This is a genomic window from Bacillus cereus group sp. N12 (genome assembly GCF_016483575.1).
Taxonomy (GTDB): Bacteria; Bacillota; Bacilli; order Bacillales; family Bacillaceae_G; genus Bacillus_A; species Bacillus_A toyonensis.
This window is the reverse complement of record NZ_JAEHBO010000104.1, coordinates 1-14,237: the sequence shown is the minus strand read 5'-3', so window position 1 is coordinate 14,237 and position 14,237 is coordinate 1. Positions and strand designations below refer to the sequence as shown.

Below are 14,237 nucleotides of genomic sequence, written 5' to 3'. Positions count from 1 at the left end.
CCCATATACAATGTGGAGTAAAAGAAGAACAATTTATAATACAGAGGTTGGAAGTATTTCTGGAGCAATGCCTCCTCTCATTGGATGGGCTGCTATTTATCCAGATATTACACATCCGGCTATTCTTGGTCTTTTTTTGATTACAGTCATTTGGCAAATGCCTCATTTCTATGCAATAGCTATTCGCAGACACGATGAGTATAAGGCTGCTAAAGTTCCTATGCTTCCAGTAGTCAAGGGTGTTAAAAGAACATATATGCAAACTAATATTTATTTAATCATTTTGATTGCAATGAGTTTCCTTTTTAAATCTTTAAGCCTCGGCCTTATGTTAGTAGCACTTCTTTTAAGTATTTTATGGCTCGTTTTAAGTATCTTCGGCTATAAAAAAATGGATTCAGAGAAATGGGCAAAATCAATGTTTGTTTATTCGCTTCTTCATATGACTATCTTGTTTTCGACCGTAATTATATATTCTCTTATGGGCATTTATTTTAGTTTATAAAAATTATAATTTTGTAGTCATAACACGAAAAAACACTATTCTTTCGATAGAGTATAGGAAAGGATGGTGTTTTTGAAAAGAAGACATCTATTAAGATGTCTTCTTTTACTTGTACACTTAGTGTTAAGAAAGTATTAAATTGCTAAAAACCATAAAAAAATATAACAATCATCGAGTAAACTTATTATAGAGGTACCGTCACATTGCCATCAACCTAAGAAAACAGGTTCCCCCAAAAACGATAAATAAGCTTTTTCGTTACAAGAAAGCCTAAAAATTTCGTTTTGGGGGTGTAATAAAACTTTAGCTTGATGGGCATGGGGTAGCACCACATTTCTATCAAGCTAAGCTCATACAACATCAATTATAGTAGAGGTTGTTTTCTTTTTTCTAAGCTAAAGAATCATCAGCCAGTATTTTTTATATCGGATTAATTTAAGTTTCTGGAATAATTGTAATAGCGATGGTCCGAACTGGAGCCTCTATTTCGTTGCCCCTACTTTGGGTATGGTAGTATTTAGTCATTAATTCGTTAAGTTCGTTTTGAAATTTTATAAAGTGTTCCTCATCTAGTTTTAATTCCACTACAGAAAAAGTAGCATTATCTTCTTGACTGTTGTGTTCACCTAATTTCTTAAGGTAACTTTGATATTGTGTCATAAGTGATAACTGGTAATAGGAAATATAGTTTAACTTTTCATCATCAGATAATCCTTTCCATTCACTTCCTTCAATTTTTGCATCATCTTCATTTATTGCGTAATATTTTTCAGAAACAGATTTTACCTTTTTTTCTTTAATTACATGGACGATACCAGAATCAACCATAGTTTGTAGCTGTCTATATAAAGTTGCTTGTGGTACATTTTTAATGATTTTTACCATTTCTAATGGTGTTAGCCCATCTTCCTTATTTCTCATTAACACTTGGCAAATTTTCATTCTTACAGGATGCATTAAAATTTCAACTTTATTACTCATTAACTCACCTTATTTATCATTTATTTTTATTCTCATTATAAATAATGAGAATAATATTTGCAATTCATCCGTTCTTGTTTTATCATTATTATTATCAATAATGATAATGAATTTAGAAAGGATTGATAATAATGCAATTACATTACGGATTAAATGACCTTAAAAACTTTGATCTTATGTCTATTCTACCCATCATATTGCCGGTTATTGCGGTGGGGGCACTTTTAGTATTAATTGCATTCATTGATTTATATCGGCATAGAAAAATAAGAAAAAATGTACTTGTATGGACGCTAATTATTCTTTTCATTAATATATTGGGACCTATTCTGTACTTTGTTATAGGGAGAAAGGATAGTGAGAAATTATGAAATTAGAAATTAGAAATGTGACAAAAGTATTTAAAGGAAAAATTGCTGTCAATAATTTCTCGATGGAACTACAATCGGGGGAATGCGTCGGATTAATTGGACCAAACGGAGCAGGGAAATCCACATTAATAAAAGTAATTTCAGATATTATTAATTCAGATGCTGGTGAAGTCTTATTGAATGGGATAAAAATATCAAAAATGAAAAGAGAAATTGGTTATTTACCGCAATATCCTAATTTTTTCCACTGGATGACAGCGAGAGAAACGCTTACGTTTATGGGCCAACTTTCGGGATTGAAAAAAGAAGAATTATCAAAGTCAATTCCAAAAATTTTGGAGAAAGTTGGACTAAGGGGCGAAGAAAACTCAAAGGTTGGTACGTTTTCTGGTGGAATGAAACAACGACTTGGTATTGCACAAGCATTACTGCATAAACCTTCGCTTATTGTCATGGATGAACCGGTATCCGCATTAGATCCAATCGGTCGAAGAGAGGTATTGAATCTGATTGAAGAAATAAAAAAAGATACAACCATTTTATTATCAACCCATATATTAAGTGATGCAGAAGAAATCTGTGAACGATTTGTCATTATAAAAGATGGAACAAAAATAGAAGATACAACGATTACTGAGCTTTTACACCGTAATAATGAAAATAAATTAATTATTGAAATAACAGCTAAAGATAAAAAGTGGATTGAAGTTGTGCAAAAATTATCTTATGTGAAAGACGTAGAAGTGATTGGGCTTAAAATCAAAGTGAAGGTTGAAAGTATCGAAATAAACAAGAATTTATTGCTACAAAATGCACTTGAACATAAAGTGGACATCGTTAAGTTTGAAATAAGCAACGATACTTTAGAAGAAATTTTCTTGAAGTTGGTGGTGCAAAAATGAATAACTTACTTGTATTGATAAAAAAAGAATGTGTTCAAATGTTACGTGATTTTAAGATCCTTTGGCTACCAATTGTTTTTATATTTTTAGGCGCAACACAGCCAGTAGTAACTCATTATTTACCATCAATTCTGGAAGCATTAGGTGGAGGACAGGGAATTACCATTGATCCGAGTATGGCAACACAAAAAGGAGGCGCAGTATTAGCGAGTACTTTGGGATCCCAGTTTGATCAGCTTGGACTTATGATTCTAGTGATTTCTATGATGGGTACTATTCAATCAGATAAAGCCAATGGTATGTTGGCCTTTATTTTAACAAGGCCCGTTACTGTTACTTCATATTTAGGTGGGAAAATAGTGTCGAACTATTTAATGGTAGCTTGTAGTGTAACAATTGGATACGTTACTTCTTATCTATATGTAAATTATCTTTTTACTGCTGTTCCATTTTCACATATGATTACTGGATTACTATTTTATCTAATATGGATTCTTTTTATCGTATCTTTCACAACAATGATAAGTGCTATTTTTCACAGTCAAGGTATTATTGCGTTAATTTCAATTGTCTTCCTTTTAGCCTGTAGAATAATCGTCGGTTTGAATCCAATAATGGATCAGCTTAATCCAGCCAGTATGAGTAAGCATGCAATGGAAACGTTAGTTACGGGATTAGTAAATTCAAATGTAATAGATAGTGTGTTACTAACAATTGTATGGATTTTATTGACACTCTTCGTAACGAATTATTGGATTGTTAATAAAAAGTTTAATCATGAATAAACAGGGAACAACTTTGATGAGGATATGGGATTTTTGCTTTGGTTTAGTGGCAAGGATCTTACTTCTGTATTTATTACCTTACTATCAATCTTAATAATTGATAACCATTTACTTACTCCTGAATATACAGAAACTTATAATTTTAAATAAATTAAAACCGATAGTTTTTTAACATGGGAATAATCGGCTTTTTTATGTCGAAATTTACTTAACGTATATTTCGTATGCAAATCTTTCAATCGCCTACACTAGCCCTTTAGAAAAAAGAAACAATATCTCCTAAAATTTACTTTGCGTAAGCTTAGCTTGATAGCAATGGGGTAGCACCACATGCCCATCAAGCTAACAGAACAGGTTGCCCCCAAAATGATAAAAATGAACTTCATTGCTATAAAAGACTCTAATTTTTCGTTTTGGGGCAAATATTATATTAAATGATGTTGAAAATAATAGATATGTCTGAATCACTAGTTTCAAAAAAGCCTTCACGCAATGATGATTCCATGAAGGCTTTTGATGTTTTCTTATTTTTTTGTCTCATTGACCCATGTAATAATGTCCTGGATGACGTACTCGGGAACATTTGCAGGGATTTCGTACTCACTTGGAAGACTCAATTCCCCGTCACCCTCCGTGAAGAAATGATTCAATTTCGGATATTCTTTGAACTGAGCATTCCCGCGGTTTGAAAGTCCTTCCTGCCATTTTGTATAATCTTCTTTTACTGTTACTTGATAATCGCGTGCCCCTTGCAGAATCAGCAAAGGCTCTTTTCGTGATTTTGCCTCCTCAACTGGACGCCACCTAGTAACATCATACATAAAATGAGGAGACGGAAACGGAAAATTGTAGCCAGCTGGCGGATGGTCAGGATTGAAAGTAGGATCCAGGATAAAAGCGAACTGTCTTTTTAGTTCATCGATTACTTCCTTTGGCGCCCCAAGGTATTGACTCACATCAATGGCAGTGTCAGTCAAAGGGCGTGCAGGTGGTGCGAGTAAGATACTTCCTCGAACAAGTGAGGAAGGCGCTTTGCTCAGTATTCGCGGCATTGTGCCAGCTCCTTGGCTATGTCCGAGAATGAAAATATTATTTGGATCAATGCCTTCCTGCTGCGCTGCTGACTTTGCTGCATATATGGCATCATCTGTAGTATCACGGTCCAACGTAACAGGTTCTACACCCATCTTTAATGCATGTTCTAAGGTACGTTTTTCATAGCGTAACACTGCAATTCCGTTGGATGAGAGGCCCACCGCAAGGTCTCGTAAGATTTTTGTTCCCAAATAGGTAGCATCGCGATCATGGATGCCAGCACCATGAACAAGAACAACAACGGGTACCTTTTCACCAGGCTTATGTTTCGGAACTGTTAATGTGGCTGGTAATGGATAAGTAGAATTTCCAATGACGATTTCACGTTCTTGATAGGAATCAGGTTGATCATAGCTAGGATGCGGGATGGTATAAGATTCCTCGGGTGGTCTTTCCCCAACTTCATCTACTTTCCCGCCAGGTGTGAATTTAATGAGTAGCGGTATGGTAGTTCCTTCAATAGCTCCTGGAATTTCCACCGTCTGATGGACCAAGTTTCGTTCTTTTATTACAGGTGTTCCCATGATTTTTATCCCACTTTGTGTCCACCAGTTTTGTAATGTGTTTGCTGTAAACTTGGATTGAAAAGCAGCAGACGTCAACTGAAGTGCCTCTGCATACTTACCTTGCTGGAGATATTCAAAAAATAATGATGTACGCTCCGTTAAAGAGATTTGTTTCTTTTCTGCAGATTGCTCCTCACGTGTATCTGCGTGAATAGCTGTTGTAAGCGGGAAAGATGAAACACCTAAAGAAAAGAGTAGGGTAAAGGTAAGTACTGATTTTTGTATTTTCTTTTTTTTATTCATGTTTTAACCTCCAATATGTGATGGTAAAAAACAGGTATGGTAATTAGGGTTCTGGTGCAAAAACTTCAAAATATTTGCAAGTAATCTCCAAAACTTTGACATACTGATATTATTACTCTAAAAAACCGTAGATTTCTACTTTTTCCACATGCATATAAACTTCAGAAATGATCTTTCTTCCTTCATTTTATATTTTGATTATAGGAAACAAAGCTCTCGTTTTTCTTACTTGATACTTACAAATTCCTTAATTAGAGGATATTTTAAAATCTTAGGTTGATAGATATGTGGTGCTACCCCATTAATAAACCGAAATCTCTTGATTAAATAAAAGTGAATTCGGTTTTATTACTGTATAGTACAAAATTGTTTTAAATTGACAGTAAAACAAAAAAAGATACGTGAAGTTACTGCTAACAGCACCCTTCAAAAGAATTGTTATAACAACACACACATTATTGATACAATATAATTATTCATTGAAATAAAAAAAATATAAATTTAGGGGGAGAAAAACTTTGGAAATAGATCAAATAAAGAATGTCCTAAGAAAAAGAGCAACTATCTTTCATACAGGAGGAAAAAGACCCGATTTATCTATAAATGAAAGTTGGATTGGAAAGATTACCTATTCATTACCGGATGAAACTTACCCAATCGACCGCTATCAAGACAAAATGTATGCAACCATGATGCTTAATTTAACTCAAATACCCTTTGTTCCAGAAGCAGTAAAAGATATGAAAGCCATCGCAGTATTTCTTTCTCCAAACTTTGCTAAAGACTTGTCCAACTTATCAGGAAATTTTTGTATTAGAGAATATGATTCTTTAGAGGAACTAGTACCAAATGAGATGTCACTTACGTTTCCAAATCTAAAACCTTTTCCCTTAATACCTAGATTAGTAACTGATGAGTTTCCACAATGGGATACGGAAGATTTTCCAAACAACATGCAAGATAGAATTTTAGAACTTGAAAACACAATTGATATTGACTACTACGAGGATATTTTTGAAGAAAATCATTACATACATAAATTAGGTGGCTATGCTTGTTTTGCCCAATCAGGCATCCAATGGCCCGAGGATTATGAATTTGTTTTTCAAATAACAGACGATCCAAAAGCACATTTAAAGATTATTCATGGCGGCGGAATTTATTTTGCTAAAAATAGTAAAACAAATGATTGGATCGCACATTGTGATTTCTTATAGGGGTCCCGCCACATGCCCAATAACTTAAGAAAACAAATCAACCCCAAAATGAAAAAAGAGCTTTTTATTACATATTAGGACAAAATCTAGTTCTGGGATTAGTTACATTTTCTTAGCTTGATAGGTATGTGGTGGACCCAAAGAAAGAGATTTAGTTGTTGAAGCTCGGATGAATTGATTAGCTAGAAGTTTAAAACTTGGAAAAGCGAAATGTTCATATATTTAGTCTGGATTATGAATGGGAACGAGAGTTATTGAAAGAAAAGCGAAGAGTCGGATTAGATATTGTTAAAAAAGGGGGACAGCTGGGTAGTCCTCGTAAGTGTGGAAAGAAACATAAAGGGATGGAACATGCTATTCATTTATATAAAGAAGGTAAACGTACAATAAATCAAATTTGCAATATTACCAAGTGAGTCGTTCAGCGTTTTATCGTGAAATTAATAAGAGGAATTTGAAAATGAATAAATAATGTTCTATGAATTTATTAGCAAATAAAATTCATAGAACATTGGAAAATGTCATAATTTCAAAAATTAATTTGCTAAGTATTGATGCTAATTTTTATAGATATTATTGGAAGTGGGGTAATGTTGTATGAAATCGATAAATGTAAATGGGAATTTATATCATATTGAATGTATTCCTTTTGAAGATAAGAGTGAGCAGGACGAAGAGGGATACTATGAATATTTTTACAAAGGAGTCAATTTATCGTTTCACTCCGACAAAGAAACAATAAAAGCTCGAATTTATGATGGAGAAGAAGTAATATATTTCTTAAAAAATCCAATTCTTACTTTGGATAAAGATTTTGAAGCGATAAAGGCATATATAATTAAAGAATATGATGTAAAAAAATTTAAGATTCCGGGTGGGAAAAAGGCCTATATAGAATTATAGCAATAATCGATCTCAGTCTTTACCATGGATATATTAAATACAAAAGGTAGGTAGTTATATGATTCGTGAAGCTGAACCAAACGACAGCAATGTAATTGAAAATCTATATAAAAAATTAGCACCACATAGCAAAAATATTAAGGTTTTACCAGAAAGAATTGAGCAGATAAGGAATGATTCTAATAATTTTTTATTTGTCTATGAGGAAAGTGGTAACGTCAAAGGAAGTATATTTATGACGTTTTGCCTTGATCCTGGATATCAATTTAGACCGTATACTGTTTTAGAGTATGTGATTGTAAATGAAGATTTTCGAGGTAATGGGATAGGGGAAAAGTTATTGAAACATGTAGAAGAGATATCAATTGCAAGGGGATCCACAAGAATTATCTTATTAAGTAGTGCAACTAGAATAAAAGCACATAAATTCTTCACTAAAAATGGATACAATGGAACCATAAGTAAGGGTTTCAAGAAGTATATACCAATTATTTGAATTTTATTTATAAGTGTTTTTTTTAGAATGCTCCTTCATGATTCTAGACCAAAAACGAATTTCATTTAATGATCGTTCAACAAACTTTACAGACGTAACACCCGTATCAGGGTATAATGAGGTTTCATCCCTATTCATTCTTATTCCCCCACTAAATACTAAGTCTATTCTTATGAGTAAATATATATATAAATACCATCAATAAAAATTCATGATGAAAATGATAAATCTCATATACATGTAAAATTAACCTACCTTATTATTATCAGTAACCAAAGTAAGTCTACTCCTTATACAAAAATAGGTAAGGAGCGGGCTTACTTTTCTTCTGAAGTTTTATTGGGCTACAGTCACTTTGATCATAAAGTAAGAATTCATTACTTTCCTGTCCGAGGAGATAGGAAAGAGGCCTGGGATACCATTGACTTTGAAGGTTGGTTAGGAGAACGAATGACAATGAAAATTAATTGGTTAGGTTATTGATTCGATTTTAGCTGCTCCTCTAATAATTGATCTGTCCCGTTTTATGGATTATGCACTTAGAGAAGGAAAGGTAGGAATAATGGAACATCTTTCACTCTTTTTTAAATCACCAATTGGAACAGGGGAGTATGCCCTTGATCAACAATACCAAACATTATTGGAATATGTGAAGAATTCCAATAATGTTTAGTATCCGCGGTGACCTTAGAGTTGAAAAAATATGAATATAGTATTTGTGATAAATAGCTTTATTATTATATGAAATAGGTAATTAATTAGGAGAGCTTTATTAGAACGTGATTTAGAGCACTTTATTTCATATAAAATGACCCCCGCTGATAGTTGTGGGGGCCATATAAAATCCTAATGTTTTAATGTTTATACTAAAAATTTTCTTGATTCATGCTATAAATAGTTTAGTATAAAACCATCTATGCTAATAAATAGGATTTTTTAAAAATTATCTAATTTTATTTTCAAATCTTTACAGTAATCTCTTTTGTCATACTCAATGTAAGCTATGTGACCATCGGGGCGAATTAAAATGACATCCATATTTTTTAACTGAGAATCCTGTGTTTCTCCTACAACCACCTTTATGTGCGAATTAATGTTCATTTTATCTATTTCTTCTTTATAAGACGGATGTATTAATAAAATATATTTACCATCTTGCATCAATTCAAAGAGTTTATAAGTTTTCTTATTTTGAGAAGAAATAGTAAGATTTATACATCTTTCCCCTGTAAATGGGTGCCTTTCTTTCGTATGCATAGAGGAATATATAACCCCTAAGCCACTTACTCTTTCAGCTAAATCTTGATTCACCTCTGGGTATGTGAGTAAATGCGAGAATAACTCTCTTAACTCTATACCTGCATTTGAGAAGTTTATCATTAATTGTTCTTGCGCTTGTACTTCCTTGAAAAATTGTCTTCCCACAGCATGTCGTTCAATATGATAACTTTCTAATAGGCTTTCATATTTTTTTTGTTTTATAGCGAGTCCCAATTTCCATCCTAAATTAAAAGCGTCTTGTAAACCTACATTTAAGCCTTGTCCTCCTGCAGGGAAATGAATATGCGCCGCATCACCTGCCAAGAATACACGCTTATATTGATAAGTATTCGCTAGTTTGGTTGCATTTCCAAAACGAGAAAGCCATATTGAGCTCTTAATTCGAATATGTTCACCTGTAATGTTATAAATACTATCTATAAGCTCTTTTTCTGTGACAGCAACATGAACAGGTTTTGTCTGATTCTTAGGATCTACAATTGCAAAACGAAATACATCACGTGCAATAGGTACCATCATTATTATCCCATTTATATTAGATGTAGATAAAAATGGATTATCTGGTACATTTTCTAAAATGACATCACCCAATATAGCAGTTGTTGTTGTATCTGTTCCATTAAACGATATATGTGATAACTCACGAACTACGCTTCTTGCGCCATCAGCGCCTACTACATAAGGAACTTCTATTTTATATATTGTTTCTCTTTGCTCTATTTCTAGTTGTACGAATGTATCATACTGTTTTAAATTTTTTAAAGTATGACCACGTTTAATGTCTACACCTAATTCCAATGCACGCTCTTCTAATATTTCTTCTGTAATAGATTGGGGAATAAAAAGCGTATATGGAAAATCAGTATCTAAATTTTTAAAGTTTAATCTTGTATCTAGGGCAGCAAAATGGCTTGTATCTGATTTCTTCCCTCTAGATAAAAATCGGTTTTCAATACCTCTCATAGCCATTAATTCTAAGGAGCGGGGGTGAAGTGTGAGTGCTCTAGAATTTCGTATCCGATTTAACCTTCTCTCTAAAACGACAACTTTTACGCCTTGAATAGCTAATTCACATGCTGTCATAAGTCCAACTGGACCACCACCAATTACCGCTACATCATAATAATTTTCCATTTCATGCCCTCCATTTATTTTCGTAATTAAGAGCTAATGCAAAAATGTGTACAATAATAAATTTGTAAACGATATTTATTGTACATATATAATTATACCTCATTTTAGTTTCCTCGGAAACTAAAATGGAGTGCCCTTGGAATATCCCTTATATCCAGCATCCAATTTAACAGTTTGTTTATTCTTTTTATTTCCATAAAGTTTAGAAAAGCATATAAAATGGAAGGATAATGCTGGTGCTTTCTTTTTCCCAGAACTAGGACTTGGAACAATTGTTGTACGTGCAAGCGTTATGATAGATGGAATGTTCGCAGCAGCTACTGAAGCAGTTGCAGGAGGTATTGCTAGAGAGAACTTAAGTGATAACGATATCAAGATTGCAGTAAAAGAAGCAATGTGGAAGCCTTAGTATCGTGAAATAAAAGTGGTAGAAAAGGTTAGCATATAGAAAGCCTGTTTATAATAATTAGGCGTACGGTCCCATTATAATCTAGCCAATGAGGTAGATATCGGTATTATTATCCAATACATTAAATTAATTAGGAGAATGCAGTTGAATCTAAAATACGGATACGCTTGAAAACAGAAGTATATGGAGAAGAAATGAGCATAGATGAGGCCAATTTTTGGTTTAGTAGTTCAGCTAGTATGTGTTGTAAGAATTGGACAGCCGCTTTATTAAATCGTTGATTCAGTCCCTCAGGACTGATGAGTACTTCTGTTGATACTTCTAAACAGCTAAATAACTGAGTTAAAGAAGTCGCAGCGACATTTTGACTCATCCATACACATAAAGCGACTAAATCCTCCGCTTGATACTTACTAGTTCGTTGTACAAAACCAACATCTCTAGCAAGGTCTCATAAGATATTTGGAGATAAACAGCCTTGAATCTCTTGAGCAAATAGTTGTAATTCATAGGATACAGAAATAGACATACAAAAACGCCATCCTTTCCTATGATTCTACAGAAAGAATAGCGTATTTTTTCATTTTAGGGGAGATTTTGTTGTATTAGCTTGATAGCGATTTGGTGTTACCCCTTATAGGATAATAGAAGTTTGCATTTCAAATTTTTTCACACTCTATTAACAAGGCAGTTATAGCATCCTGGTTTAGCGTTAAGAATGTGAATATATTCTACTTCTTTATTATCAAAAATTTCATCTATATTTTCTCTTAAATTTACACCTTCTGTAACCCTTGCTTCTACAATCATTGAGTCAGCATTGTAGCCGCGTACAGATAGATACCTATGATGTAACATATGCGGAATTTCATTTACATCTAGCTTAGCGGTAGTTGCTCCCTTTCGTATAAATATAGGACCACTTGCTTTATAAGGCGAATTAACACTATGATATTGGTAATTCAGTAAGATTACCTCTTCTCCTACCTCTGCATCCTTCAAACTTATCCTGCAAGGATATCCAGGATTTTTATTTGCTATTATTTTGACTGCCCCGATACTTTTTAATACTTCTTCATTCATTAAAAATAAGTTATTAAACTCCTTCTCTTGTAACGCAACGATTTGAAAGTTATTTCTCATATTCTATCCCTCCTTAATTAGTTGTTATAAAGCATTTCACTAATGATGCTACCACTAAAGTTCATAAAAATTGTTCAATAATCCTGCCCGTTTGTTGAAGATTGAATTTTCATAATCTTTATATTAAGTTTAACATAAAATTCCACAGGAACTTCTAAAAAAAATCATCCTTTTTAAAATAGGATGATTATCCAGCTTATTTAAAGTATAGAATATCGTTTAAAGTAAATTGTTTATCGGTTAAACCTAGTTTCTGAGTTGGCGTTGACCTTGTCTTTTTAGATACTTTAGTAGCCAAACAGAAGTTGTAGTACGTTCTAAATATATATTTTTTGTTTCGGGGAATAATGTATTTCTTAACTTGATGGTGATGTGGCAGTACCGCTTAAATATCCCTAATATTTCTCAATATCCATTTTATGTATAAGTGATATATTTTATTTAGGTTATTTTAATACCTAAATAAAATATTAATTTGTAAAAAAAGGAGAGATATATGCAAAGAAACCCCTTACTGTAGAATTATTGGCGAAGATAGACAAAGTTTTCAAGTTTGTTATGTTTAAATTAGAGGTGTAGTATCCTTTTCAAAAAATTATTTAATCTAAAATTCTTAAAGTAAAGATTGTTATTGATAAAGTTTATAAGAATTACATATTTGTTTATCTTCTACTTTAATCATACCCCTCTATATGTCTTTAACTATTGTATTTTATTTAATCAAATTGACATGTTAAGAATTATCCTTTTGTGAAGAGAAAAGTTTGATTTGAACTATCTTTCCGAAATGAGGGAATGTATGCGATTAATGTCGCAGTTTTAATGATTTCAAGAAACGGGGCGATAAAATGACGCGGAGGAGCCTATTGTGCAAAAAAACTAGGGGACGTTTTAAACAAATTGTAGTATTCTTCATGATGTTTTTATTAGCATTTAGCGGTATGTTTTCTAGCAGTTTGCCGATGCTAAAAGTGAAAGCTGAAGATAATACTAATACATCAGGTACATGCTCACAGCAACAGAAGCAAGTAGTGTTAATTAATGGTGATTTTGAAAAACCAACTGCAGAAGAACCAGTTTCATTTTTTGATGCCAAAGATGTTCCGGGATGGAATACTACGGATGTAAACGGTGAAATAGAGATTTGGAGAGATCAGAATCCAGCATCTGGACATCAATATGCAGAATTAAATGCATCGAGCGTTGGGATGCTGTATCAAGATGTAGAGACAACACCTGGACAAACAATACATTGGAGACTAGCCCATAAGGGAAGGCTAGGGACTGACACTATGAGACTTCGAATTGGTGCAGTGACTGCAAATCCTTTAGAGACTCCAGAAGTGCAACAAATGACTGATGGAAACGAAACATGGGGACGCTATGAGGGAACATACATTGTTCCACCAAAACAAACGGTAACACGATTTGGTTTTGAGTCTGTGTCTGCTGCCGGTGGGGACATAGGAATAGGGAATTTCTTAGATGATATTTTTCTTGGTTCAGGACCTTGTGTCTCAGCGACCAAATCTGTTGATAAAGACGGAGCCGTAAATTTAGGAGATGAATTAACATATAAAGTGAACGTCAAAAACTATGGTGGTGACATTGCTGCTGACTCTGTTTTCATAGATATGGTTCCTGATGGAACGGAATATGTTCCGGGGTCAATCAAAGTGACGAAAAACGGAACTACAATAGGTATAACGGATGCAATAGATGGTGATGAAGGAGATTTCCAAAATAATAAAGTTACTGTTAAATTAGGAAATTTATCTTACATAAAAGATGCGCCAGAAGGATTTACCGTACAATTTAAGGTGAAAGTTAAATTAAGTAATATTGGTAAAACAATAACGAATAAGGCGCAGATACAATATCAAGATTTACTAGTAAAACAACAAAAACAAACTGAAACGAACAAAGTTGTTAATGATGTTACCCCAAGAGACTCAAAATTAGAATCGGAAAAAATAGCGAAAAACCTCCAAAATAAAAGTACAGAAGTTGGAGACGAAATCGAGTATACCATTCGAACACGTAGTACAATTTCGGATAGCTTAGCTAAAAATGTAGTAATTGAAGATACATTACCGGAAGGCTTAGATTATGTGCCAGGCACATTACGTGTAGACGGAAAAGTTGTAACAGATGCAGCTGACACAGACAAAGGTCAATTTGAAAAAGGAAAAGTAACTGGAAAACT

The 14,237-nt window shown here is 33.3% G+C and carries 15 protein-coding genes and 3 pseudogenes; 12 read left to right on the top strand and 6 right to left on the bottom strand.

Going from position 1 to position 14,237, the window contains the following annotated elements; genetic code table 11:
• The coding region (locus JDS92_RS27180; protein WP_199632829.1) for a UbiA family prenyltransferase at window positions 1–505 on the top strand (505 nt) is incomplete at its 5' end.
• Window positions 506–940: 435 nt separating this feature from the next.
• Here the strand turns inward: JDS92_RS27180 and JDS92_RS27175 are convergent.
• Window positions 941–1,486 carry a transcriptional regulator gene (locus JDS92_RS27175; RefSeq protein WP_199632828.1) on the bottom strand — a complete coding sequence of 182 codons (546 nt, stop codon included), beginning with the start codon at window positions 1,484–1,486 and terminating at the stop codon, window positions 941–943.
• Window positions 1,487–1,617: 131 nt separating this feature from the next.
• On the opposite strand from JDS92_RS27175, the gene JDS92_RS27170 reads away from it, so the two are divergent.
• The 3 genes from JDS92_RS27170 to JDS92_RS27160 are packed head-to-tail and all read left to right on the top strand — an operon-like array spanning window position 1,618 to window position 3,544.
• Window positions 1,618–1,857, top strand: coding sequence for a PLD nuclease N-terminal domain-containing protein (locus JDS92_RS27170; protein WP_199632827.1), 240 nt, complete (start codon window positions 1,618–1,620; stop codon window positions 1,855–1,857).
• A complete protein-coding gene (locus JDS92_RS27165) occupies window positions 1,854–2,759 on the top strand; it encodes an ABC transporter ATP-binding protein (RefSeq protein ID WP_199632826.1) in 906 nt (301 codons plus the stop codon). Before JDS92_RS27170 ends, JDS92_RS27165 begins: the two co-directional genes overlap by 4 nt.
• Window positions 2,756–3,544: an ABC transporter permease gene (locus JDS92_RS27160; RefSeq protein ID WP_199632825.1), complete on the top strand. Its 789-nt coding sequence runs from the start codon at window positions 2,756–2,758 to the stop codon at window positions 3,542–3,544. Before JDS92_RS27165 ends, JDS92_RS27160 begins: the two co-directional genes overlap by 4 nt.
• A 524-nt stretch (window positions 3,545–4,068) precedes the next feature.
• Here JDS92_RS27160 and JDS92_RS27155 read toward each other — a convergent pair.
• Window positions 4,069–5,448, bottom strand: coding sequence for an alpha/beta hydrolase (locus JDS92_RS27155; RefSeq protein WP_199632824.1), 1,380 nt, complete (start codon window positions 5,446–5,448; stop codon window positions 4,069–4,071).
• A gap of 518 nt (window positions 5,449–5,966) precedes the next feature.
• On the opposite strand from JDS92_RS27155, the gene JDS92_RS27150 reads away from it, so the two are divergent.
• The 4 genes from JDS92_RS27150 to JDS92_RS27135 all read left to right on the top strand — a co-directional run bounded on the left by JDS92_RS27150 (window position 5,967) and on the right by JDS92_RS27135 (window position 8,064).
• On the top strand, window positions 5,967–6,665 hold the full coding sequence (locus JDS92_RS27150; RefSeq protein ID WP_199632823.1) for a YwqG family protein: 699 nt from the start codon (window positions 5,967–5,969) through the stop codon (window positions 6,663–6,665).
• A 197-nt stretch (window positions 6,666–6,862) separates the two neighbouring features.
• Window positions 6,863–7,081 carry a resolvase gene (locus JDS92_RS27145; RefSeq protein ID WP_242476046.1) on the top strand — a complete coding sequence of 73 codons (219 nt, stop codon included), beginning with the start codon at window positions 6,863–6,865 and terminating at the stop codon, window positions 7,079–7,081.
• 181 nt (window positions 7,082–7,262) lie between these two features.
• Entirely contained in the window at window positions 7,263–7,568 is a 306-nt protein-coding gene (locus JDS92_RS27140) for a hypothetical protein (RefSeq protein WP_199632822.1), read from the top strand.
• Window positions 7,569–7,626: 58 nt separating this feature from the next.
• Entirely contained in the window at window positions 7,627–8,064 is a 438-nt protein-coding gene (locus JDS92_RS27135; RefSeq protein WP_199632821.1) for a GNAT family N-acetyltransferase, read from the top strand.
• A 24-nt stretch (window positions 8,065–8,088) separates the two neighbouring features.
• Here the strand turns inward: JDS92_RS27135 and JDS92_RS31120 are convergent.
• Window positions 8,089–8,202 (bottom strand): annotated as a pseudogene (locus JDS92_RS31120) (DUF2935 domain-containing protein); the annotation flags it as partial.
• A 201-nt stretch (window positions 8,203–8,403) separates the two neighbouring features.
• Between JDS92_RS31120 and JDS92_RS31115 the strand changes: the two are divergent.
• Together JDS92_RS31115 and JDS92_RS31110 are read left to right on the top strand one after the other, a co-directional pair.
• Window positions 8,404–8,547 carry an inositol-3-phosphate synthase gene (locus tag JDS92_RS31115; protein ID WP_242476045.1) on the top strand — a complete coding sequence of 48 codons (144 nt, stop codon included), beginning with the start codon at window positions 8,404–8,406 and terminating at the stop codon, window positions 8,545–8,547.
• Window positions 8,548–8,590: 43 nt separating this feature from the next.
• The gene (locus tag JDS92_RS31110; protein ID WP_242476044.1) at window positions 8,591–8,737 is read left to right on the top strand and encodes a hypothetical protein; all 147 of its coding nucleotides are present in this window, start codon (window positions 8,591–8,593) and stop codon (window positions 8,735–8,737) included.
• A 263-nt stretch (window positions 8,738–9,000) separates the two neighbouring features.
• Here the strand turns inward: JDS92_RS31110 and JDS92_RS27125 are convergent, their stop codons facing one another.
• Window positions 9,001–10,479, bottom strand: coding sequence for an FAD-dependent oxidoreductase (locus JDS92_RS27125; protein ID WP_097957871.1), 1,479 nt, complete (start codon window positions 10,477–10,479; stop codon window positions 9,001–9,003).
• 238 nt (window positions 10,480–10,717) lie between these two features.
• Between JDS92_RS27125 and JDS92_RS27120 the strand changes: the two are divergent.
• Window positions 10,718–10,888, top strand: a pseudogene (locus JDS92_RS27120) (malic enzyme-like NAD(P)-binding protein); the annotation flags it as partial.
• Window positions 10,889–11,024: 136 nt separating this feature from the next.
• Here JDS92_RS27120 and JDS92_RS27115 read toward each other — a convergent pair.
• Both JDS92_RS27115 and JDS92_RS27110 read right to left on the bottom strand, forming a co-directional pair.
• Window positions 11,025–11,417, bottom strand: a pseudogene (locus JDS92_RS27115) (IS4 family transposase); the annotation flags it as partial.
• 140 nt (window positions 11,418–11,557) lie between these two features.
• Window positions 11,558–12,031 carry a DUF1203 domain-containing protein gene (locus JDS92_RS27110; protein ID WP_001245414.1) on the bottom strand — a complete coding sequence of 158 codons (474 nt, stop codon included), beginning with the start codon at window positions 12,029–12,031 and terminating at the stop codon, window positions 11,558–11,560.
• 866 nt (window positions 12,032–12,897) lie between these two features.
• Between JDS92_RS27110 and JDS92_RS27105 the strand changes: the two genes are divergently transcribed.
• Window positions 12,898–14,237, top strand: a 1,340-nt coding sequence (locus JDS92_RS27105) for an isopeptide-forming domain-containing fimbrial protein (protein ID WP_199632820.1), incomplete at its 3' end; no start/stop codon positions are given.